Annotated in this window: 13 protein-coding genes; 4 read left to right on the top strand and 9 right to left on the bottom strand. The window is 66.8% G+C overall.

Features of this window, described 5'->3' with window-relative positions; genetic code table 11:
• Window positions 1–29 precede the first annotated feature (29 nt).
• From FB464_RS18425 to FB464_RS18410, 4 genes are all read right to left on the bottom strand, one after another.
• On the bottom strand, window positions 30–1463 hold the full coding sequence (locus FB464_RS18425) for an MFS transporter (RefSeq protein WP_246093132.1): 1434 nt from the start codon (window positions 1461–1463) through the stop codon (window positions 30–32).
• 220 nt (window positions 1464–1683) lie between these two features.
• Window positions 1684–13344: a DUF7927 domain-containing protein gene (locus FB464_RS18420; RefSeq protein WP_116415745.1), complete on the bottom strand. Its 11661-nt coding sequence runs from the start codon at window positions 13342–13344 to the stop codon at window positions 1684–1686.
• Window positions 13337–14341 (bottom strand): COG1361 family protein, encoded by a 1005-nt coding sequence (locus FB464_RS18415; RefSeq protein ID WP_116415746.1) that lies wholly within the window; start codon window positions 14339–14341, stop codon window positions 13337–13339. The genes FB464_RS18420 and FB464_RS18415 overlap by 8 nt, the downstream gene beginning before the upstream one ends.
• Before the next feature lie 27 nt (window positions 14342–14368).
• Window positions 14369–14929, bottom strand: a complete 561-nt coding sequence (locus FB464_RS18410) for a hypothetical protein (RefSeq protein WP_211327394.1) — start codon at window positions 14927–14929, stop codon at window positions 14369–14371.
• 110 nt (window positions 14930–15039) lie between these two features.
• Between FB464_RS18410 and FB464_RS18405 the strand changes: the two genes are divergently transcribed.
• Complete coding sequence (locus tag FB464_RS18405; protein WP_116415747.1) at window positions 15040–16212, top strand: IS4 family transposase; 1173 nt, start codon at window positions 15040–15042, stop codon at window positions 16210–16212.
• A 96-nt stretch (window positions 16213–16308) separates the two neighbouring features.
• On the top strand, window positions 16309–17211 hold the full coding sequence (locus FB464_RS18400) for a patatin-like phospholipase family protein (RefSeq protein WP_116415748.1): 903 nt from the start codon (window positions 16309–16311) through the stop codon (window positions 17209–17211).
• 16 nt (window positions 17212–17227) lie between these two features.
• Here FB464_RS18400 and FB464_RS18395 read toward each other — a convergent pair whose 3' ends face one another.
• The 4 genes from FB464_RS18395 to FB464_RS18380 form a co-directional block, all read right to left on the bottom strand.
• Window positions 17228–18253: a methionine synthase gene (locus FB464_RS18395; RefSeq protein ID WP_211327395.1), complete on the bottom strand. Its 1026-nt coding sequence runs from the start codon at window positions 18251–18253 to the stop codon at window positions 17228–17230.
• On the bottom strand, window positions 18250–19266 hold the full coding sequence (locus FB464_RS18390; RefSeq protein WP_116415749.1) for a putative oxygenase MesX: 1017 nt from the start codon (window positions 19264–19266) through the stop codon (window positions 18250–18252). Before FB464_RS18390 ends, FB464_RS18395 begins: the two co-directional genes overlap by 4 nt.
• A gap of 271 nt (window positions 19267–19537) precedes the next feature.
• Window positions 19538–20047 carry a MarR family winged helix-turn-helix transcriptional regulator gene (locus tag FB464_RS18385; RefSeq protein ID WP_170151971.1) on the bottom strand — a complete coding sequence of 170 codons (510 nt, stop codon included), beginning with the start codon at window positions 20045–20047 and terminating at the stop codon, window positions 19538–19540.
• Window positions 20010–21743, bottom strand: a complete 1734-nt coding sequence (locus FB464_RS18380) for an MDR family MFS transporter (RefSeq protein WP_425472437.1) — start codon at window positions 21741–21743, stop codon at window positions 20010–20012. The genes FB464_RS18385 and FB464_RS18380 overlap by 38 nt, the downstream gene beginning before the upstream one ends.
• A gap of 120 nt (window positions 21744–21863) precedes the next feature.
• On the opposite strand from FB464_RS18380, the gene FB464_RS18375 reads away from it, so the two are divergent.
• Together FB464_RS18375 and FB464_RS18370 are read left to right on the top strand one after the other, a co-directional pair.
• Window positions 21864–22562 (top strand): TetR/AcrR family transcriptional regulator, encoded by a 699-nt coding sequence (locus FB464_RS18375; RefSeq protein ID WP_211327396.1) that lies wholly within the window; start codon window positions 21864–21866, stop codon window positions 22560–22562.
• Between the two features lie 60 nt (window positions 22563–22622).
• Complete coding sequence (locus FB464_RS18370; protein ID WP_116415751.1) at window positions 22623–23498, top strand: CE1 family esterase; 876 nt, start codon at window positions 22623–22625, stop codon at window positions 23496–23498.
• Window positions 23499–23572: 74 nt separating this feature from the next.
• On the opposite strand, the gene FB464_RS18365 is transcribed toward FB464_RS18370, so the two are convergent.
• Window positions 23573–24163 (bottom strand): alpha/beta hydrolase fold domain-containing protein, encoded by a 591-nt coding sequence (locus FB464_RS18365; protein ID WP_211347326.1) that lies wholly within the window; start codon window positions 24161–24163, stop codon window positions 23573–23575.
• Window positions 24164–24287: the final 124 nt, after the last annotated feature.

The following is a 24287-nucleotide window of genomic DNA, read 5'->3' as shown; positions in this document are numbered from 1 at the left end:
GCACCGGGGCGGGGTGGATCGTGGGTGGTTCAGTGTGTGGCGGCGGCCTGCGCGATGGCGTTCTCGTTGACGTCCTCGAGTGAGCGGCCCCGGGTCTCTGGTGCGAACCGTGAAGCGATGACGAGGATGGCGTACATGACGGCGGCGAGCCCGAAGACGCCGGCGAACGCGAACGAACCGTAGAGGGCGACGGCGAGGAAGGGCATCACGGCGCCGGCGATGTTGCCGATTCCGTTGACGATAGACGCACCGGATGCGCGGATCTTCGTCGGGAACACTTCAGCGGTCCAACCCGCGAGGGTCGTGTTGGTGACCATCGTGAAGAACTGGAACAGGGCGCCGAGCACCAGGATCGCGCCGGTGCTGTCACCCAACCCGGCGAAGGCGAGCGCTGTGAGGCAGCCCAGCACGCCGGCGGCGCCAACGGCGGTACGGCGACCGACCCGTCCCGCGATGAGCGCCGCGGTGGTCGCGCCGAGCAGCGATCCGACGTTCATGATCATCGTGTAGAGCAGGCTCTCAGCCACGGAGTAGCCGCGCTCCACGAGCAGGGTCGGCATCAGGAAGTTGAGGGTGACCTGCGAGCCGAAAGCCATCCAGGAGGCGATTCCGAGTGCTGCAGTGCGCCGGATGACCGGGCGGCTGAATACCGCGGTGGGTGAGGCAGACATCTTCACCGGCGGGAGGTCTTCGGGGGTGAGTTCGACCGGCGGGCGAGCTCCTGTGTACTTCAGGGTGTTCGACGCGAGGATCGCCAGCGAACGGTTCGCCTCTTCCACCCGGCCCTTCGAGAGGAGGAACCGGGGGGTCTCGGGCAGACGTCGTCGGTAGAAGACCACGAACAGGGCCGGAACGGCGAGGATCACGAATGACCAGCGCCAGACCGTGTCGGCGCCGCCGAGCGGGCTCTCGAGGGGCCCGAGAAGCAGCAGGAACAGTCCGTAGGAGATGAAGTTGCCGAGGCCGCCGGCTCCGACGTTGATCGCGCCGATCGCGGTGCCGCGGTACTTTGTCGCGACCATCTCCGAGATCATCACGATGCCGATCATGAATTCGCCGCCGATGCCGATGCCGACGATGAGCCGGCTGACGAGCAGCATCTCGTAGTTGACGGAGAGCGCACTGATCAGGCCGCCGAGGGAGTAGACCAGAAGGTTCAGGCTGAGCGCGAACCGCCGACCGTACTTGTCGGCAAGGTATCCGGCGAGGAGCCGGCCGATCAGACCACCGATCACCGTCGCGGTGTTGATCGAGGTGAGTTGGAAGTCGCCGATCTGCAGGGAGTTCTTGATGTTCGTGCCCATGGCGCCGACGGAGTTCTGTTCGAGCGTGTCGAAGAACTCCCCGGCGAGGATGAGCATGAAGATCCAGAACTGGGCGCGGGTGAAGCCGATCGAGTCGAGGACGGTTGCCACAGAGTGGCCGGAGGCAGGTGCGAGGGTGGGGCGGGATACAGCAGTCATATGGAGCTCCCAGCAGGTGAGGTAGGAGGCGGACCCGAGAGCCGGTTCCGCGGGGATACTTAATTTGTATCCCAGATGCTGTTTCCGGCAGGTTTCCATTGTGCTAAGAATAACGCACACCCTGCAAATCAGGCTATCTGAGAGCCGATTGAGTGGGTGGCTTGACCATTTAGTATCCCAAGTGACCCGCACTGTCCGTGAGCGGATAGTCGCTCAGGGGTCATTGAGCGCTGACGATGTAGGTCAGCGTGCCCGAATAGGTGTCGCTGGGGACGAACGGGATGTCGACGCGGTAGTCGTTGCTGACGCCGTCTCCGCCCGGCGCCGAGGCGTGTGTGATGTCGGCGACCACGAAGGGGGTCATCGCAAGAGGTACGAAGACGGACGAGCTGCTCGCCCTGACGCCGAGGTTCGCGAGCGGAATCGTCTCAGCATTCGAGACCGCCAGGGGGGTGAGCACGGGTGATTCCGACTGCACCGCGACGAGGTAGCCGCCGTTGCTGTTCGTGTCGACGGTCATCGTGACAGCACCGTCTTTCGTGACCGTGCTGTTCGGGAGACCGGTCAGCGTGAACGACGAGGTCAGGCCCGAGATGCTGATGCTGCGGGCGGCGACGGGAACGGTGACAGAGCACGCCGGATCGACGCTCCCGTCGACGCAGGTGCTGCCGACGGTGTCCGACGTGACGGCGTTGACGAGTACAGCGTCTTCGGGGGCCTCGATGAGGGCGGTGACCGAGTAGGTCACCACGACGACGGCTCCGCGGGCCAATGCCCCGTGCCACTGGACCGATCCCGAGCTGAAGCCGACCGAGCCTGTGGTGGCGGAAGCGTCGTTGTTGTAGGCGGCGGCGTCGAGCACGCCGGCGAGCGAATCGTGCAGGTCGGCGTCGGCGTAGTCGGCTTCGCCCGTGTTGGTGGCGGTGAGGGTGAAGACCACGGATGAGCCGGCGACCGCCGTCGCCTGGTCCGCGGTCTTGCTGATGGAGAGTGACGGGATCAGCACCGCGACGGTGGTCGAGCATCCGGGGCCCGGCGGAGCCGCGCAGTACGCACCTGCACTCGGAGACGTGAGAGTGCCGGCCAGAACGTGGTCGCCCGTCGCGGGAAGATCGGCGGTCATCGAGAAGGTGATTGTGATGGTGCCGGCCAGGTCGACGGCGCCGACCCAGACGAGAGCGGCACCGTCGCTGGAGAGGGAGACGTCGCCGCCGGTGGCTGTCGCGTCGGCGTTATAGGTCGCATCGTCGAGCATCCCGCCGAGCGGGGCCACGACCGTCGCCGGCTCGTAGGCGGTCTGCCCGGTGTTGGTGACGGTGATCGTGTAGTGCACTGAGCTGCCGGCGACGACGGTGCTGCTGTCGGCCGTGGTGCGCAGTTCTAGGTCCGGCACCAGAACCCGCACGACGGTGGAACAGGCGGCCGACGTCGCACCGGGACGGCAGGTGCTGCCCGGCGACGCCGAGACGACGGTGTTCGTGACGAGCTTGTCCCCGGGGTCGGGATCCTTCACGGTGACCGAGTAGGTGATCCGCGCGGAAGCGCCTACGGCGAGATCGCCGGCCCAGGCCAGGGTGGGGGCGGTGTAGTTGAGGGTTCCACCGCCGGCGACCACGACGTCGAGGTTGTAGTCGGCGTCGGTCAGCACTCCGGCGAGAGAGTCGGAGACGGTGGCGGCGGTGTAGGCGGTCTGGCCGCTGTTCGAGACGAGAATGGTGTATCCAATGACCCCGCCCGGCTGGGTGCTGGGCGTGTCTGCTGTCTTCACGACGGTCAGCTGGGGAATCAGCACCGTGACCGAGATGGCGCACGCCGGGTCGTCGCCGCCGACAGGGCAGGTGCTGCCGGGGGACCCCGAGACCACCGAGCTCGCCAGCGTCCGGTCTCCCGTGTCGGGGTCGTCGACGACCACGGTGTAGCTGATCGTCGCGATCTGGCCGAGGGCGAGAGCGCCCGCCCAGTCCAGCGTCTGGTCGGAGACACTCGCTGTTCCCGAAGTGGCGGACACCGGGCCGCTCAGCTGGGCGTCGTCGACGACCTCCGCGAGCGACGACGTGAAGTCTGCGCTGGTGTACGCGGTCTGGCCGGTGTTCGTCACGGCGATCGTGACGACGACCGTGCCGCCGGGGGTCGTGCTGGCGGTGGAGGTCGACGCGGCGATCGCGAGCCCGGGAATCAGCACGGTCACCGTGTTGGCACAGGCTCCGGATGCCGAACAGTCGCCCCCGGCCGCCGTCGTGCTGGCACTGGTCGCCAGCACCCGGTCGCCGACGTCGGGGTCGGCCACCGTGAGCGAATAGTGGATGATCGCGGACTGCCCCGCCGCGAGGTCGCCGTTCCACTGGATCCCCGTGGCAGACGACTGCACATCGCCGCGAGTGGCGGTCAGCGCATCCGGACCGGTGGCGTCGTCGAGCGCCCCCGACAGGTCGACGACGACCCCGGCGGCCGTGTAGTCGGTCTGCCCGGCATTCGCGATCGCGACGGTGTAGCCGACGACGCCGCCCGGCACGGTCGTCTCGGTGTCGGCGGTGACGGTGAGCAGGAGCTCCGGCACGAGCACGATCACCTCGGTCGCGCACAGCGGGTTCGTGGTTCCTGGGGCGCAGGTGCTTCCGAGCTCCGACGAGGTGACGGCGTTCGCGAGGATGCGGTCACCGAGGTCGGGATCGTCGACGGTGATGCTGTAGGTGATGCTCACGCTCTGGCCGAGAGCGAGATCACCCACCCACGACAGTCGGGTGCCGCTGAAACTGACGCTGCCACTGGTCGACGACGCATCGGCGTTGTAGACACCGTCGGAGAGCGCGCCGACCAGATTGTCGGTGACGCGTGCGGAGGTGTAGACCGTCGGGCCGGTGTTGGTCGCGGTGGTCGTGTAGGTGACGGTGGCGCCGGGCGACGTGGTGCCGCTGTCGGCCGTCGTCGAGATGCTGAGAATCGGCAACAGGACGGCGACGCGGTTCGAGCATCCGGGCAGCTCGCTCGTGAGGCAACTGCTGCCCGCCGCGGTCGACGTCATTCTCGAGCCGATCACCAGGTCGCCGAGGTCGGGGTTGTTCACGGTCACCGACCCCGTCAGAACGACCGTGCCGCCGACAGGGATGTCTCCCGTCCAGACGATCTGCCCGGTCTCGGGAGTGAGCAGCAGGCTGCCGGAGTCGACGCCCGCATCACCGTTGTAGGTCGCATCGTCGGCGGAGTCGAGAAAACTGGTGGAGACCGAGATGCCGATGTACGGCACCTGGCCGGTGTTGGTGAACGTGCCCGTGTAGGCGACAACACCGGTCGGATACGTCGTGTCGACGTCGGCGACGTTTACGATGTGCAGGCGTGCGATCGCGACACTGGTGACACAGCGCGTGTCGATCGAACCGATCTGGCAGGTGCTCCCGGAGTCGGTCGAGACGACGCGCTGCAAGAGCACGCTGTCGCCCGTGGTGCCCGCTCCGACCACGACGGCGTAGCTGATCGTCGCCTCGGCACCGATGGCGAGGGGGCCGTGCCAGGCCAGCGTGGTGGCGACGATTGTCGCCGTTCCCGCCGTCGCCGTGATCCCGCCCGCGTAGACGGCGTCGTCGAGCACGCCCGCGAGGCTGGCGGTGAGCACGGCGTCGGCTGCGTCGACCTGGCCGGTGTTCGCGATTGTGACGGTGTAGACGACGGTCTCTCCCGGCGCGGAGGTGCTCGAGTCGGTCGACGTCACGATCGTCAACGCCGGAGTGAGCACGACGAGCGACGTGCGGCACGCGGCATTCGCGGTGGCCGGCAGGCAACTGCTGCCCACGTCGCTCGACGCCAGCTGGTTGATCATCGTCTTGTCACCGAGATCGGGGTCGTTGACCCTCACCGAGTACGTGATGGTGGCTGTCGCATCGGGCACCAACGAACCCACCCAGGTCAGCGTCGGGCTGTCGAAGGTCACGGCGCCGGCACTCGCTGCGGCGTCACCGAGGTACGTCGCGTCGTCGAGCACACCGGCCAGAGAATCGGCGACGGTGGCATTCGAGTAGGTCGTCTGCCCCGAGTTGTGGATGCTCACGCTGTAGGTGACCGTCGAACCGGGCATCACCACAGAAGCGTTCGCGCTCTGACTGATGGTGAGGCCGGGCAGCAGCACGGCCAGCGTGGCGGTGCAGCGCGGATCGGTGCCCGCCGCCGGGCAGTTGCTGCCCGGCGCCGTCGAGCTGAGCGTGCCCGAGATCAGGCGGTCACCCGTGTCGGGGTTCTTCACGGTCAGGGTGCCCGACACGGTGACCGTGCCGCCGACCGGAATGCTGCCGGTCCACGAGATGGACGTCGCACTCAGGATGAGCGTGCCGGAGCTGGCCGTCTGGTCTCCGCTCGGCAGCGCATCGTCGACCGTCGAGGCACTCGGCGAGACGATCGTGATGCCCGTGTAGGCGTAGCCGCCCGTGTTGGTGAAGGTGGCCGACAGATGGATGAGCGACCCCGGCGTCGTACTCGTCTCGGTGTAGTGCTGCTGGATGAGCAGGGCGGCGATGGGCACCGCGGTGACGCAACGCGGGTCGGCACTGGCCGCGATGCAGTTGTTGCTGGCCGGCATCGACGTCGAACTCACCCGGTTCGAGAGCACGTGGTCACCCGCGCCCAGGGCACCGACCGTCACCGAGTACGTGATGGTCGCCGTCGCTCCGGAAGCAAGGGTGCCCGACCAGGTGAGTGTCGACGCCGAGAATCCGACGCTGCCGGTCGTCGCCGTGGCATCGGAGTTGTAGACGGCATCGTCGAGCACTCCCGCCAGCGCGTCGGCGAAGGTCGCCGGCTGGGAGGTCGCGCTCGAGTTCGCGGCCGTGACGGTGTACTGCACCGTCGCACCCACCACCGTCGATGACACGGTGGCAGTCGACGTGAAGGTCAGGCTCACGGAATCGGTGATCGGGACGGTGCTGCTGCACCGGACATCCGTACTCCCTGACGGACAGTTGCTGCCGACCGTCGGCGACACCACACTGCTGGCCATCGATCGGTTGCCGGTCGAGGGGTTGTTGACCGCGACGGAGTAGTGGATGGTCGCCGCCTGGGTCGGGGTGAGGCCGCCGCTCCACGTGATGACGCCGGAGCTGAGGGTGGCGCTGCCACGGGTGGCGGTGAGGCTGCCGGCGGTGAATGTCGCGTCGTCGAGCACCGCGGCGAGGTCGAGGGCGAACGAGGCGCCGCTGTAGGCGGTCTGGCCGCTGTTCGTCACCGTGACGGTGTAGCCCACCGTCGTGCCGAGGGTGGTGGATGCCGCGTCGGCGGTCTGCACGATCGTCAACGCGGGCGTGAGAACGAGAACCGTGGTTCCGCAGGCGGCGTTGCCGCTCGCCGCGGGGCAGGTGCTGCCGACGTTGGCCGAGGTCACCCGGGTGACCATCGTCTTGTCGCCGGAGCCGGTGCCGGCGGCGTGGACGGTGACGCTGTACTGGATCGTCACCGTCGCGCCGACGGCCAGCGGTCCTGCCCAGCTGAGCGTCGAACCCGAGTACTGCACCGACCCACTGGTCGACGAGGCATCGGCGGCGTAGTCGGCGTCGTCGAGCACACCCGCGAGCGGCACCGTCGCGGCTGCCGTCGGGTACGCCGTCTGGCCGGTGTTCTGGAGCGTCACCGTGTAGGCGACCGTCGAGCCGGGAAGCGCGGCGGTGGCGTTCGCGGTGGTGGAGACGGTGAGGCCGGGCAGCAGAACCGTCGCGAGCGACGTGCAACGGGCATCCGTGCCGCCGGGCGGGCAGGTATTGCCGGGAGCCGTGGAACGCACCGTGCCCGTGATCGTCTTGTTGCCGGTGTCGGGGTCGGCGACCCGCAGGGTTCCCGTCACCGTCACGGTTCCGCCGATCGGGATGCTGCCCGTCCACTCGATCGCGGTCGCGGTGAGCGAGAGGGTGCCCGACGTCGCCGTCTGGTCGCCCGTGGGCAGCGCATCGTCGACGGTGTCGGCACTCAGGCTGTCGACCGTGATGGAGTTGTAGGCGACCTGCCCGGTGTTCACGAAGACGGCCGTCAGGGTGAGCAGGGAACCGGGTGTGACCGTCGGCTGCGAGTAGCTCTGCGACAGAACGAGACGGGCGACGGGCACGACGACCTGGCACCGTGCATCCGGTGCAGCTGCGCAGTTGTTGCCCGAGGAGGTCGAACTCACGGAGTTCTGCAGCAGGTCGTCGCCGCTGTCGGCCGCGTTCACGACCACCGAGAACGTGATCGTCGCGACCTGGCCGGGGTCGAGCGCTCCGCTCCAGATGAGCTCGGTCGGCGAGGCGATCACCACCCCGATGTCGGCGGTGACCCCGCCGTTGTAGCTCGCGTCGTCGAGCAGACCGGCGAGCGAGTCGGTCACCCGTGCCGACGGGAAGACCGTGGGCCCCGAGTTCGTGACGGTGACGGTGTAGCCGACGGATGCCCCGGGCACCGTGCTGGCGGTGTTCGCCGTCGCGAGAACGGTGAGGCTCGGCACGAGAACACTGACGGCACTGCTGCAGCGTGCATCGGTGCTTCCGGTGAAGCAGTTGTTGCCGGCGGTCGACGACGAGACGGTGTGGCGCAGTTGCTTGTCGCCGGGATCGGGGTCGAGAACGACGACGGAGTAGGTGATCGTCGCTGTCTGTCCGATGCCGAGAGCGCCCGTCCATGCCAGGACCTGGTCGGTGTAGGTGAGCGTTCCCCGGGTCGCGCTTGCGGAGGAGAAGTCGAACGTGGAATCCGTGAGCACACCGGCGAGGGAGTCGCTGAATGCTGCGGCCGGGTACGCGGTCTCCCCGGTGTTCTCTGCGGTGACCGTGTAGACCACGGTGCCTCCCGGGTTGACCGTCGCCGTGTTCGACGACGTGGTCAGGGTGAGGGCCGGCAGCAGCACCGACGTCGTCGCGACACACGACGCGTTCGCGCTGGCGGGAAGGCAGAGGCTGCCGGGGGCCTCCGACGCGACGCGCACTGACAGCGACCGGTCCCCCGCCACCGCAGAACCGACCGTGAAGGTGAGCGTCGCCGTGGCGCTCGCCCCCGTCGCCAGGCTGAGCGTCCACGCCACCGTGCCATCCGCCGCGACGAGAAGGGCGCCCGCCGATGCGGCCGCGTCGCGGTTGTAGGTCGCGTCGTCGAGCGCGGCCGACGGGTCCACCGTCACCACTGCGCCCGAGTAGGCGGTCTCTCCGGTGTTCGTGACCGTGACCGTGTAGCTGACGACCGACCCCGGTGTCGTCGTGGTCGAGTCGAACGAACTGGCGAAGGCGAGAGTGGGGATCAGCACGACTGTGCTCGTGGCGCACGGTGGCCCGGTGACTCCGGCCACGCAGTTCGCGCCGGTCGTGGTCGACCGCACGAGTGTCGTGAGCGTGCGGTCGCCGGTATCGGGACTCGACACGGTGACGCTGAAGGTGATCGACGCGGTCGCGCCCACGGCCAGATCGCCCGTCCAGGTCAGAACGGTGCCGGAAACGGAGACCGAGCCGGTCGACGCGGCCGCATCGTTCGCAGAGACGGCGTCGTCGAGCAGACCGGCGAGCTCGTCGGAGACCGTCGCTCCGAGGTACGGGGTCTGGCCCGTGTTCGAGACGGAGAGGGTGTAGTTCACGACCGAACCCGGCGTCGTGTGGGCGACATCGGCGGCCGTGGCGATGGAGAGCGCTGGGATCTTCACCTGCACTGTGGTCACGCAGGCTGGGCTCGAGCCGCCGACCGGGCAGACCGATCCTGCCGCCGGCGACGTGGTGAGTGTCGTCATCGTCTTGTCGCCGCTGTCGGGGGTGCGCACGGTGAGAACAACGGTGACCGTCACGGTCGCCCCCAGCGCCAGTCCCCCCGTCCACAACAGGTTCCCGGTCGAGGTGTCGATGGCAGCGGTTCCGCCGCCGACGACCGATGGCGTGCCGGCCGTGGCGTCGTCGAGTGCCCCGGCGAGCGCGAGGGTGGCTGTCGTCGTGGCGGGGTAGGGCGTCTGGCCCGTGTTGGCGATGGTCAGGGTGTACGTGACCGCGCCACCCGGCGTCGTCGTCGCGGTGCTGGCATGCGTCGTGAGCGCGAGTGCGGGTACGGTCACGGCGACCGACGTCGAACACTGCGGAGCCGCACCGACCGCGGGGCACGAACTCCCCGCCGACGCCGAGACCACCGAGCCGGTCAGTGCCCGGTCGCCGGTGTCGGGGTTGGCGACCGTCACCGAGTAGGTCAGGGTCGCGCTCGCCCCGACGGCGAGGGCGCCCGTCCAGGTCAGCGCCTGGCTCGCGTACGACACGGCGCCCGACGTTGCGGTGCCGTCGGCGTTGTAGGCCGCATCGTCGAGAACACCGGCGAGCTGGTCGCTGAACGTCGCCGCCGGGTAGGCCGTCTGACCGGAGTTGGTGGCGGTGACGGTGAACCTGACGGTGGCTCCCGGAACGACGGATGCCGCGTCGGCGGTCTTCACGATGGTGAGCCCGGGTACAGTGACGATCGAGCTGCACCGGGCATCCGTACCGCCTGTGGCGCAGTTGGTGCCGAGGGTCGGCGAGGTGACGGCGCTCGACAGGATCTTGTTGCCCGTGTCGGGCGAACGCACGGTGACCGAATACGTGAGGGTCACCGTCGCGCCGGCAGCGAGGGCGCCCGTCCACGCGATGGTGTTGGAGGCGAAGCTCGGCGTTCCGCTGCTGGCCGAGACGTTCGAGTTGTAGGTGGCGTCGTCGAGAACGGCGGCGAGGGGATTGCTGAACGACACCGAGGAGAAGGCGGTGGTCGACGTGTTCGCTGCGGTGATCGTGTAGGCGACGGCGCTGCCCGGCACGGCCGACGCCACGTTGGTGCTCACCGTGATCACCAGCGGGCCGGCACTCATCACCATGCTGATTCCCCGCGTCGCGGACTGGCCGTTCGCATCGACGACAGACACGGTGAGGGTGCTCGTGTCGGCGGTCGTCGGGGTGCCAGAGACCACACCAGTGTTCGGGTTGAGCGTGAGACCGGTGGGGAGGCTTCCGGCGGCGATCGACCAGACCAGCGGGAGCGTTCCGCCCGTCACGTCGAACGACGTCGAGTAGGCGACACCGACCTGCCCCGCTGCGGGCGCGGCAAAGGTGAGGGTCGGCAGGGCGACGATGACGAGCGTGACCTGTTTGGAGGCGACCTGGCCGAAGGCGTCTGTGGCGGTGAGGGTGGGGCTGAACGTGCCCGACGCCGTCGGGGTTCCGCTGAGCAGGCCCGTTCCCGCGTCGAGGGTGACTCCAGCCGGCAGGCTTCCCGCGGCGACCCGCCAGACGATCGGGGCCGTGCCCCCCGAGAGCACGGGCTGCTGGCTGAGGGCGACGCCGACCTCACCCGGGGTGGGGGCGAACGCGATGCTCGGTGCTGCTGCGATCACGACCGTGACGGACCTGCTGGCGGTCTGGGCGCTGGCGTCGACGATCTGCACGGTGAAGGTGTAGCTGCCGGCGGTCGTCGGCGTTCCGGCGAGCACACCCGTCGTCGCTCCGAGTGTCAGCCCCGGCGGCAGCGTGCCGGCGCTCACCGACCAGGTGAAGGGTGACGTTCCGTTCGTCACGGTCAGTGTGCGTGAGTAGGCCACGCCGACCTCGCCCGCGGGCGGTGCGGCGAAGGTCAGCGACGGCGACTGGTTGGGGGTAATGGCGGTGGAACGGGCCGAAGCCGCACCGGTTCCGGCAGCATTCTGGGCCGCCACCGTGAAGGTGTAGGCGGAGCCCGGGGTCAGGCCCACGACCGTCTGCGTCGTCGCCGTGCCCGTGAAGACCTGGGCGGCCTGCGCGGTGTTGCCGAGGTAGGGGGTGACGGTGTACCCGGTGATGACGCTGCTGCCGTTGCTCGGAGCGCTGTAGGTCAGGGTCGCCGACGAGTCGCCGGCCGTCGCGGCCGAGATCACCGGCGCACCGGGCACGGTGTACGGAACAACCGCTGTCGACTTCGGGCTCGCCGCCGACGTGCCGTAGGCGTTCGTCGCGGCCACGGTGAACGTGTACGACCCGCCCACCGTGAGGCCCGTGAACGTGCGGGTCAGCTGGGCGGCATCGACGACGACGGTCGACGCGACGGTCGTTCCGAGGTAGGCGACCACGGTGTAGGTGGTGAGAGCGCTGCCGTTCGTCGCCGTGGCGACCCAGTTCACCACGGCGCTCGTCGTGCCGGCCGTCGCGGTGGGTGCGACCGGTGTCGCGGGCGCGGAGGCGTAGACGTAGGTCGCGGCAGACGCCAGCCCCTGCGTCACGACGGTGACAGAGACGCCGGCAGCGGATGCCCGGGCGGGCATCGACGAGATGACCAGCGTGTTGCCGCTGACCGTGAAACACCCGGCGGCCGGCCCGCTGGCGCACGGAAGCAGCACGACGGGCGTCGCGGCACCCTGCTCGGCCGCCGTGCCGATCTCGATGGCTGTCGCTGCCGTGAGGGAGGTGCCGCTGACGGTGAGCGAGCCGCCCCCCGAGATCGCTCCGATCGTGGGGCTCACCGACGTCACCGACGGTGCGCTCGGGAGGGTTCCCGCCGTCATGATCGAATCGGTGTCGGGGTTGGCGTCGATCGACGACACCCGGGCAGTCGATGCATTCTGCACGGTGGCGGCGGTCATGCTGGCGCTCGTGACGATGGCGACGACAGTGATGGTGGGCAGGGCTGTGCCATTGGCGAAACTCGAGGCCGTTGTGACGCAGGTCACCGTCTGTGCGTTCGGAGACCCGCACAACCATCCGGAACCGAAGGCGCCCACCGGAACGACCCCGGCCGGTGTCGTCATGGTCATCGAGATCGGGCTCGTCTCGTTCGCGCCCACCTGCACGCCGGTGGCGACGCTGTAGGTCACCGGCGCGCCCACAGCGGGGTTCGCGGCGCTGAAACTGGTGCCGGCGACGCTGAGCTGGGGAACCGGGTTGAAGGTGAGCACCTTGACGTCGGAGGCCTCGTGGTTGTCGGTCACCGAACCCGTGGAACCGACGAAGGCGAAGCCGAGCTGGCGCGGAACCCCGGCCGAGTTGAGCCAGCTCGTCGAGGGGTAGACGCCCGCCGCCACCGTCGGCAACGGCCCGGTGAGCGTCTTCGTCGCTCCCCCGACCGGCGTGACGACAACTTTGTAGGTGCCGGCATCGACCGAGACGCCGGTTGTCGAGGCGAACGCACTGGAGGTCGGGTTGATGAGCACCTGCACCGGTACGGCCGATGCCGCACGCGTCGACGTGTGGAGCGCCACTCTCGACGACGGCGATCCGGTGTAGGTGGTGGTCAGCCCGCAGTACCCGGCGAGGTTGTTGCCGGGGCCGCGCACCACGACGGCGCCGGCGACGGATGCCGTGATGTTCGGCACATTCGTGCATCCAGTGCCCTGGAATCCGGTGCTGCTGAAGTTTCCGAACACGTCCAGGCCGACCCCGAGATAGGCGTTCGGCAGACCCTTGACCGAACCGGCGGGACTGTAGCCGAGTGAGCCGCCACCGGGGCCGATGGCCGTGGGGGCAGCAGGGTTGGCCGGGTCGATCGCGCTGAGCATGAAGGCCATACCATCGGCGCTGCCGCCTCCCCACTGGTACGTGTTGAAGGTGACGTCGAGGCCGTTCGAGGTGGGGAAGCTCGTCTCGCCGAACACTCCGCCGATCTGGTTCCCCGTCGCGTTGGTCATGCGGAGTTTTCCCGCACCCTGTGCGTCGCTCGTGCCCGGGCACGAGAGCAGGGGCAGGGTCGCGCTGTTGCCGCTCGCCGTGAGGCAGATGGCGTTGGTGCCGTTCGTCGGCGTCGGGACGGTCACCGAGCCTGTGCCGTCGACCGTGCGGTTGGCGAAGCTGTTCTGGAAGAGCACGGTACCGGCGGCCGTCGCGGACAAAGGTGTGACGACGACAACGGTCGAGACCGCGAGGGCGATGGCGGCGATGATCGCCAGGGCCCGACCGCGGGGCCTGGCGTGTCTAGACATCTCCGCTGCTGTCGGAGGTCAATCGCTCTGCGGCAAGCCGAACACCCTTGCGATATTGGTGACGGGCGAAGACGAGCAGCAGGACGACGAGCAGGAGGCCACCGACAAGCTCGGCAGCGGGAACGACGGGAAAGACGATGACCTGCACCGACTCGCTCGTGGAGACACCGTCTGCGTTGGTGATTGCCGTGCTGATGTTGCAGATGCACATCAGCGGGGGCGTCCAGGTTGCACTGATGGTTCGCGCCGAACCGCGGGCGACGGTGAAGTCGGTGAAGTCCGTCGATGCGCCGGCGAGAGCCAACGCGCTGTCCCCTCGGAAATCGCGATGAACCGTGCCGGCGTTCTGCACGGACGCCGTCACGTCGACGGGACCTCCTGCGGAGAAGCCCGGGGCAGCGAGGTCACTGACGGTGACAGTGTCGTCGACAGGGCCGGGAACCGTGATGTAGACGGGCGTGCCCACTCCACGGTTGATCTTGATGTTCGAGCCATCCGTGCCGGCAGGAACAAGGAACACCAGGGCGACCTGGTGGTCGCCCAGGTCGGCGTTCGCGGGCACATCGACGGAGACCGAGACACTCTGGGCGGCACCGGGCTGCACATCGAAAGACGCCGGTGAGACGGAGACCCAGTCGATCGCCGAATACGGTGCGTCTGCCTGGAACGCGAGGCTGCCGTCGGCGGCCCCGACGAAGCTCTGTTTCTGCACGTCGATGTGCAGGGCATCCTCTCCCCGGTTGACCACGTTGATCGCGTGGTCGGTGCCCGCATCGGCCGGACCGAGGGCCAGGCGGGTGGGGCTCACTGTGAGCGAGAACGGGGTGGGGAGCGTGTTGTACGTCGTCGTCTGGGTGGGCGACGGGGTCGGGGTGGGGGTGGCTGCTGGCGTCGCGGTGTCGGCCAGGGCCGGAGACGCTGTGCCGACGAGGGCCAGGAGCAGAGCAACGAGCGTGCACGCGGCGAGAGCTCCGCCGCGTGCACGTCGAGTGGTCATCGAGAAACCAAGGATGCGGATGTCGACCTAGAGGGTCGCTGCGATGTAGTTCAGCGTCACCGAGTAGGTGTCGCTGTTCACGAACGGGATAGCGACGGAGTAGTCGTTCGTCAGGTCGTCGCCGCCCTCAGCGGAGCGGGTGCCCTGGGTGTGGACGAGGACCGTGGCCGCATTGCTCACCGGTGTGAGCACATCAGCCGAGTTGCTGACGCGGAGGGCGCCGATCGGGATCGAGTCGGTGTTGCCCGCGGTGTCGGCCACGAGGGTCGCGGTGGCGGCCTGCACGGTGACGGAATACCCTGCGAGGTTGTTCGTCTCGACGGTGAAGGCGACGGCATCGGGCTCGGAAGCCGTTGCACCGGGAACGCCGGTCAGGGTGAAGTCGCTGGTGAGCCCGGTGAGCGAGATCGCGGTCGAGACGGCGACGTGCCCGTCGGTGCTGCCGGTGTCCTCAGCCGCGTTCGCCGCGAGGCTGCTGGCGGCCACGAGGCCGGCCGTCGCCGCGACGACTGCGAGGCCGCGGGCAAGGGCGTGGCGCGTGCGCCTGGCTGTGCTGTGAGTGCTGTTTTCGGCGTCGCTGAGCGTCATGAAGTGTGTCCCCTGGATTGTGAGAGTTTGCCGATTTGGCCTCTTCCGCACACCATACACGGCGGCCACATAATCGTTTACTTAAAGCCGAGATTGGTACGATCACTTCCATGCCCCGAGCCGGATGGACGAAGCCCGACAGCGACAGTCGGCTCTCAGACCACCTCGCATTCGCCATGCTGGCACGGGTCTTCCCGCCCGACGTCGTCGACCAGGTCGTCGCAGACCTCGGGCGCGTGCAACAACGCAGCCGGCTACTCCCCTCTCGCATCGTGGTCTACTACGTGCTCGGGCTCGCGTTGTTCTCCCATTCCTCGTACGACGAAGTGATCCGCCTCCTGGTCGACGGGCAGGCGTGGTCGTCAGGATGGACGCAGTCGTGGCCCGTTCCGACGAAAGCGGCCCTCTACAAGGCTCGGCAGAGGTTGGGATGGGAACCCATCCAGCAGCTGTTCGACCGCGTCGCCCGCCCGCTGACCGAGGGCGGTGACGGCTTCCACCACTCCTGGCGCGTGCTGGGCATCGACAGCGTGCTCATCGACATCCCCGACACAGAGGCCAACAGCCGCGAATTCGGCCGGCGCCAGACGGCCGACCTTTCCCTCCCCGGTTCGCCCGCCGCCCTGGTCCTCGGCCTCACCGAGATCGCTTCCGGGGCAGTGATCGGCGCTTCCGTGCAAGGAGCAGACGGTGACAAGGGGGCGACCATGGACTTCCTCTCGCGGATCGGCCCCGAATCCCTCGTGATAGCGGGGCCAGGCAGCTTCTCGTCAGAGGCATGGCGGGTCGCCGCTGCCACGGGCGCGCAGCTGCTCTGGGAAGCCCCCGCGACCGCAGAACTCCCGAATTCACGCCCGCTCCCCGACGGCTCGTTCATGTCCCACCTGCCGCAGCACGCCATCTCCGATTCGGTCACCTCCCCGCTAGAGGTGCGAGTTGTCGAGACCCGCCTTCGCGACGGTGGACGGCGTCGTTTCGTGACGACCATCGCCGACCCCTCGCTTCTGACCCCGAAAGACCTGTCGGCCCTCATCTCACAGCATCGCAACCTTGCCAGCGCATTCGACGAGTTCCGGGCGCATCGGTCGAGCAGCTCGATCACGCTCCGCTCCAAGATGCCCGTCGGCGTCCGCCAGGAGATCTACGGATATCTCTGCGTGCACTATTCGATGCGGTGGCTCATGCTCAGCTCCCCGACAGCTCTCGTCGCACCGGCTCCGCTCGATCAGGCGACGCCGATCTCCCGGAAATCTGCGGCCAGCCCACCGCCCGTCGTCGCTTAAGTAAACAATTTGGCCTGTTTGCGGCGCTGACACCCATTCTGGGGGCACCATTGCACTCGCCGGCAGCAGGGTTCACGGGTGGAGTAGCGTTCAAGCATGAGCGACGAAGACACCACATCCGAGCAGAGCGGCGCACGCCGCGCCATTGTCCTGAGCGGAGGCGGTGTCGCCGGCATCGCGTGGGAGACCGGGCTCCTCACCGGTCTGCTGCAGCACGGCATCGATCTGCAGAGCGCTGACGTGGTCGTCGGAACGTCTGCCGGCTCGGTCGTCGGCGTGAACCTCCGCGCCGGAACACTCGATGCCACCTACGCCTCGCTCCTGGCCGACAGCGACGATGATCGGCCTCTCGCAGACCCGGCGCCCGAGGGCGCGGAAGACCGCGACCTGTCCCGGACGATGAAGGTGATCATGGCCGGCATCGCGAGCACGGAAGGCGAAGCGGCCACCAGGCGCACGATCGGCGAACTCGCCCTCGAGGACTACCAACGGTCAGACGACACAGCAAGCCTCGCCCGCATCGCGCCTCTGCTGCCCGGCACAGAATGGCCGGAGGGCGAACTGCGCATCACCGCCGTCGACGCCGAGACCGGCCACTTCACCGTCTTCGACCGCGACTCGGATGCCGAACTCGCGAGGGCGGTCGCCGCCAGCTGCGCCGTGCCGGGAGTGTTCAAACCGATCACGATCGACGGTCATCCCTACATGGACGGAGGCATGCGCTCCTCGGCGAACACCGACGTCGCCGCGGACTGCGCGAGCATCCTGGTGATCGCCTGTTCCCCCGAGCCCGCAGTCAGCGGCATGGGGCCGACCCTGCCCGCCACCATCGACACCCTCCGGGGCACCAGCGAGGTGTTCGTCGTGCAGGCCGACGAAGAAAGCACCCTCGCGTTCGGAGAGAACCCCCTGCTGATGCACACCCGCCGCGCCTCAGCGGAGGCCGGTCGGCGTCAGGCCGGTCTCGTCGCCGAAACCGTGCGGGCCTTCTGGGGCTGACCACTTCGGAAGGTGCTCACGAGAGCTCTCTTCGGACGATCTCTGCCCCCGCACCCAGTGCGGCGAGCTTGGCGCGGGCAACACCTCGGGGCAGGGGCGCCATGCCGCAGTTCGTCGAAGGGTAGAGCTTGTCGGCGTCGACGAACTGCAGCGATTTCCGCAGAGTGCTGGCGACCTCTTCGGGTGTCTCGACGGCGGTGGTTGCCACGTCGATGGCACCGACCATCACCTTCTTGCCCCGGATGAGCTCGATCAGGTCCAGGGGCACGTGCGAGTTGTGGCACTCGAGCGAGACGATATCGATGTCCGAGGCCTGGATCCTCGGAAAGATCGCTTCGTATTGACGCCACTCCGCCCCGAGGGTCTCTTTCCAGTCGGTGTTGGCTTTGATGCCGTAACCGTAACAGACGTGCACCGCCGTCTCGCAGGCGAGCCCTTCGATTGCCCTCTCCAGCGCGGCCACGCCCCAGTCGTTCGCCTCATCGAAGAAGACATTGAACGAGGGCTCATCGAACTGGATGATGTCGACGCCCGCATCCTGCAGTTCTCTCGCCTCCTGGTTGAGAATGGTGGCGAACTCCCAGGCCAGCTTCTCCCGGCTCCCATAGTGAGCGTCGTAGAGAGTGTCGACCATGGTCATGGGCCCGGGCAGGGCCCATTTGATGGGCTGGTCCGTCTGGCCTCGGAGGAACCGGGCGTCGTCGACGAAGACCGCCTTCTCGCGGGTCACCGCGCCGACAACGGTGGGTACCGATGCGTCGTAGCGGTCGCGGATCCTGACCGTCCTCCGGTTCTCGAAATCCACTCCACTGAGGTGCTCGATGAAGGTGGTGACGAAATGCTGGCGGGTCTGCTCACCGTCGCTCACGATGTCGATGCCCGCCCGTTGCTGGTCCGCCAAAGACAGTCGGAGGGCATCCTGCCGGCCTTCTGCCAGCTCGTCACCGTCGAGTTTCCAGGGCGACCAGAGCTTCTCGGGCTCTGCAAGCCACGAAGGCTTGGGCAGGCTGCCGGCGGTGGATGTGGGAAGCAGCTTGCTCATGATCGTTCTCCTTGCGGATCGAGCTGATGGACCGCGAAGTCTTTCGACCACTCTTCGAGCGCGGCCTTGTGCGGAATGACGAAGTGCTCTTCGGCGAACCTGCCCTGCTCGAGTCCCAGTCGGCTGCGTTCCTCGCGGTCGTAGGCGATCGGGATCGGCGAGTAGTCCGCATTCGCCAGACTCGGCTGGTACGACGCGCCTGCGGCGGTGTTGGCGTTGTAGATCTCCGGTCGGTAGATCTTCTGGAAGGTCTCCATCGTGCCGATCGTGGCGGCAAGTTCGAGGTCGCTGTACTCACCGAGCAGATCACCGAAGTGGTAGAAGGCCAGAGGGGCCTTGCTGTTCGGGGGGAGGAAGAAGCGCACACGTGACCCCATCTTCCCGAAGTAGGAGTCCGTCTGCGAGTACTCGCTCTGTCGATACTCGACGCCCAGGACGGGGTGTCGATTCTCTGTGCGCTGGTACGTCTTGCTGGTCGAGACGCTGAGGCAGATGACGGGCGGCTTGGAGAAGTTCTGCGCGTAAATGTCGGAGCGCAGAAAGGCCTTGAACAGGTTTCCGTGCAGAACTCCGAAATCGTCCGGCAGGTGAGTCGTGGAGGGGCTCCCGCTGCGTGCGGGAAGCAGAACGCTGAAGTCGTAGTCCCGCACATACGACGAGAAGTTGTTCCCCACGATGCCCTGGACACGTTCACCGGAGCGTTGGTCGACGATAGTCGTCTGCAACACTTCGAACAGCGGCATCGCGTCGCCACTCACCTCGCCGTCGCTGTCGATTGCCACGCTCACAGAGACAATGTCGAGTTCGATCGAGTATCGGTCCCCGTTCTCGTTGCCCCAGTGAGCCAGTTCGTTGAAGCGGCTGTCGATCATCCTCAACGTGTTCCGCAGGTTCTGTTCGCGATTCTCCCCCCGCGCCAGGTTGGCGAAGTTGGTCGTGGTGCGCGTATCGCTGCGAGGGCGATAGTCCTCGTCGAATCTGGTGCTCTCAAGAGAGAACGTCACAGTTGTCATCGTTCGGGCACAGACCGATCTTTTTTCGGGCGGGCCAGAGCGGCCCGCTGAAGAGGTTGTCAGGGAGCCGCAGCGCGTGCCCGGTGGAATTCATCCTGGGCGCAAGGCTTCGCGTCGTGCTGCGATGACTTGGACTGTAATCGTCTCCGAGATGACTTCGCAAGTTGGCGCCCGTAACATTCCGACGCGGTGACTCGTTCTCCTCCGCGTGGATTGCGTCCATGCACGGTCGCCGTCGGCATCTGCGCTGCGATGACGCTCGCCGGTTTGCTCAGAGAAGTGCCAGATTGCCGAGAAGACGACTGAGGGTGTCGAGATCGGTTTCATCCCAGCGTGACAACCTGGTCCGGAATTCGTCTCTCCGAGATCCGCGGATCGACTGGATCTGAGACATCGCGTAGGGAGTGGCGCTGAGGATGACGGCCCGGCCGTCATCGACATCCTGAGCTCGAGACACCAGGCCGAGACCTTCGAGTTGATGCAGCTGTCGGCTGAGGACGCTCTTGTCGAAGCCGAGGGCATCGGCTAGGGGGCCGGCTTTGCTGGGCCCGTTCGCGATGAGGGCCAACACCGTGCGGTAACCGGAGGGTTGCAGGGCGGGGTCGATCGCGGTGGCTTGCTGACGGAGGCGTTGCCGATAGGAGTCGAACAGGGTCGCGAACTGTTGTTCAAGACGATCGACCCGGCCCGCTACCCCGGCCGCCTCAGGTGTTGCGGCGGCCGGGGAGTGGTCGAGCGTCGTCTCAGGACCGGGAATGACGGGCTCCCGCCTGTGCCCCACCCGATCTTTCTGTCGTGGCGTGGCCGGGTGTCGTGTTGATAGGCCCGGTGAGGTCGACCGCGCCGATACCGGCGACGTCTTCTGCAGCTCCGCCGAGTGCCCCGCCGTCGGTGTCCCGCTCGGCGACTGTCTTGGATGTGAGGGGCTTGTTCGGCATGAAGATGACGGCCAACACCAACAGCAGAGCGATCGGCGACGCGATCAGGAAGATGTTCGCGACCGCCTGGCCGTACGCGGATTCGATGAGTTGGCGAACACCGTCCGGGAGGCTGCTCACGGCCGGGATGGTGCCACTGGCCAGTTCCTTTGCGACGGCTGCACCTCTGTCGCCGAGCGCCGCGATCGCCTTACCCAGGTCGATCTGTTTGTCGGCGATCAGCGAGGCGACACGGTTGCCGAGGACGGTACCGAGCACCGACACGCCGAGTGCACCGCCGAGGGACCGGAAGAAGGCTATACCCGCGCTGGCTGCACCGATGTTCCGGGGTTCCGTGGTGTTCTGGACGACGAGAACGAGGTTCTGCATCACTGCGCCGACGCCGGCGCCTGTGACGAACATGTAGATCGCGACCATGACGTAGGGGGTGTCGTACTGGATCGTTCCCATCAGAGCCAGGCCGACGACGAGCGCGATGGACCCGATGACCATGATCGGCTTCCATTTGCCGGTCTTGGTTATCAGGATGCCGCCGAACGTCGACGAGAGCAGCAGGCCCGCGATCATGGGGATGGTCAGCAGACCCGATTGGGTCGGTGTCGCTCCGCGGGCCAGCTGCATGTACTGGGCGAGGTACACGGTCGCCCCGAACATGGCGATACCGACGGAGATCGATCCGACCACGGCGAGCGTGAACGTTCGGTTCTTGAACAGTGTCATCGGGATGATCGGCTCCTTGGCGCGGAGTTCGACGAACACCGTGGCCACCAGAAGAACGGCGGCGCCAATGACCATGATGAGCGAAGTCGGCGAGATCCAGTCGAAGTTCTTACCCGCAAGGGTGACCCAGATCAGGAGCAGCGAGACACCACCTGCGATGGTGGCGATACCGAGGTAGTCGATCGAGACTTTCCGCTTACGCAGCGTGCGTAGTTTGAGCGTGACCTGGAGGAGGATGATCGCTGCGACGGCGAACGGCACTCCGACGAAGAAGTTCCAGCGCCAGCCGAGGCTGTCGGTGAGAAGACCGCCGATGAGCGGGCCGCCGACGGTTCCGACTGCCATCACGGCGCCGAAGTAGCCGCCGTAGCGACCCCGCTCACGCGGGCTGATGATGTCGGCGAGGATGATCTGGCTGAGCGCCGTCAGACCGCCGGCGCCGAGGCCCTGAACGACCCGGAAGGTGATGAGGGTGCCCGTGTTCTCCGAGAACCCGGCAGCAGCAGAACCGAGAACAAAGATGATCAGAGACAGCTGGATGAGCAGCTTTCGATTGAAGAGGTCGGCGAGCTTGCCCCAAATGGGTGTCGAGACCGTCGTGGCAAGCAGGGTCGACGTGACGACCCAGGTGTAGGAGCTCTCATCGCCGCCGAGATCAGAGATGATGCGGGGCAATGACGTGCTGACGACGGTCGAGGCCAGGATGGCCACGAACATGCCGAGCAGCAGCCCCGAAAGGGCTTCCAGCACTTGGCGGTGGCTCATCGGGACGACGGTGTCGCTGTCGAGAGAGGCGACGTCGGTCGCGGAATGTGACATCGAGAATGCTCCAGGATATGAGGGGGATGCCACGGTGCACCCGCAAATATGGTTGACGAAGATCAATCATTGTTGTTTGATTGCTTGATGTCAAGTAACGAGAAGGGGCGGTGACTCCCTGTGGATGATGATTCTTCCCTCGCGCCCGCGCTGTCGATGCCGGGCCTTCGAGAACGGAAGAAGAATGCAATGCGGGCCCGGGTGCGTGAAGCGGCAATAACAGTCGCGTTGCGGGAGGGCTGCCACGGGGCGACTGTCGAAGCGATCACCGGTGAAGCCGATGTGTCCGCCCGCACGTTCTTCAACTATTTCGAGTCGAAAGAATTCGCGCTCGTCGGGGTGGAGACGGGACACATTCAGGCCGCTGCTGAGCACGCGGTGACTGCCGCCAGCGCCGGCTTGGGTGCCAGCACTGCCCGACAGGTTGTCGATTTCCTCGTCGACGTGCTGACTAGAGCCGTGGGGGCATCGCCCAGCGCGAAGGATCGCCTCGAGGTGATCCGGCAGAATCCGCACCTCTTCGAATGGCAGATCGGTGAACTGAGCCGGGCGGGTGACGACCTTCGACCGGTGGTCTCAGTCATCGCTTCAACCCAGACACGGGAACACATCAGCGAAGAGATAGCCGATCAGATCCTCCTGACCTGCCTTGGCGCCGTGGCGGCGACCGGCCGAGCGTGGTTGCTCAACCCCCGATCCACGAGCCCATCAGAACTCTCAGCGAACGCAACGCAGCGGGTTCAGGGCTCCTCCACCTTTCTCGCCCAGAGGGTTCAGGGTGCAGACGGTTCGATCAGGGCCTCCGTCTCCAGCCGCTGACGCTCGACACCTGACAGTCAGTGGTCGCGATCCCCCATCAGGAGGTCTTGAATAGGACTTATGTCCGAGATCCTGACAACGATCACCGAAGAGAAGACAATCGTCGTGGATGGTCGACAGCGCCGCTATCTGGTCACGCGCCCAATCATCTGTGACAACCCGTCGCCTCTTGTTCTGGTTCTGCATGGGTCCAATCAGACACCGGAGATCGTGAGGCAATTCACTGAGCCGGGCTTCGATGTGCTCGCGAGCCGAGCCGGGGCAATCGTCGTGTATCCCGGGGGCTACAGGAAACACTGGAACGATGCGCGAATCTCCACCAACTTCGCCGCGAGAGTGGAAGGGTATGACGACGTCGCGTTCCTCAAGGCGATCGTGAGTGGACTGGTCAACTCGGGCGAGGCTGATCCGACGCGAGTCTTCGCGGTCGGGTATTCACTCGGTGGTCAAATGGTGAACCGACTCGCCCACGAAGCACCCGAACTCCTGGCCGGGATAGCGATGATCGGCGCAACCCAGCCAGCACTCGAGAATTTCAAGCCTGCCGCCGATGTCGTCAGCCCGATGCCGGTACTTCTGATCCACGGGACCAAGGACCCCAACGTTCCCTACGAAGGCGGGATGGCAAGCATTCTCGGATTCCGGCCCAGAGGGCTGGGAATGTCAGCCCCCGAAACCGCCAGATACTGGGCGGCGCGAAACGGCATCGACACCGACGGCGTGACATCCCTCGGGCCCGCGGGTTCCAACACACGTACCAGCGTTGAGCGAACCGACTTCAGGTCACCCGGAAAGCCATCCGTCGCCCTGTTCACCATCCACGGCGGCGGACATGTGATCCCGGGACGCAAGGCAGGGCCGTGGATCATGGGTCGAACGTCGGATGGCATCATCTCCGTCGAGGAGATCGCTCGGTTCTTCGAACTCAGCAGCTGACGATCACCGGGCCGGAGCGTCCCGGTCTGTGGCGGCGGCGATTCCGCCACAGATCACACCTTCTGGTGCTCGGTTCAGAATGACGAGATGACCCGGATCCTGTCCTCGGCGGAGCGTTTCGCCACCGCTCCGGAGAAGGCAAAAGTCTCCCAGGCGTGTGGCACAGAGGGGTGCACGTGCAGTTCCGTCGAGACGCCTGCCGCGCTGAGGCGGCGTGCATACTCGATGTCCTCGTTGCGGAAGATGTCGAGCTCGCCGACCTCCACATACGCAGGAGGAAGACCTGCCGGATCGACGATTCGCGACGGTGAGGCCGACGCTGGTACCTCATCGCTGCCCCGCAGGTCGCCGAGTAGGGCGTTCCACCCCGTGAAGTTGTCATCGTAGGACCACGTCGCAAACGGTACGAGCTCGGGGTCGGGGTCGACGTTGCGGTCGTCGAGCATGGGGTAGATCAAGATCTGCCTCGCAATGGCGGGTCCACTGTTGTCGCGGGCATGGATTGCGAGCCCTGCCGCCACGCCACCTCCGCCGCTGTCGCCCATGATGGCGATCCTCGACGGATCGACACCGAGGTCCTGCGCATGATCGTGCAACCACACCAGGCCTGCATGCGAGTTGACTGCCCGTTCTCTGGTACCACCGGAGCAGAATCTGCGCGCCATCCGCAGCAGTCGTGAAGAAATCCGTGCTCTCAACATCACGCGGAGTCGGCTGGGCGGCCGACGTCATCGCCTGGATGGCTTCCACAGTGGCGCGACGGGTCTTGACATCTCCCCGAGCAGGAGG

The organism is Subtercola boreus (assembly GCF_006716115.1).
Lineage (GTDB): Bacteria > Actinomycetota > Actinomycetes > Actinomycetales > Microbacteriaceae > Subtercola > Subtercola boreus.
Note: the sequence above shows the minus strand (reverse complement) of the source record. Positions and strands in the feature narration are given on the sequence as shown.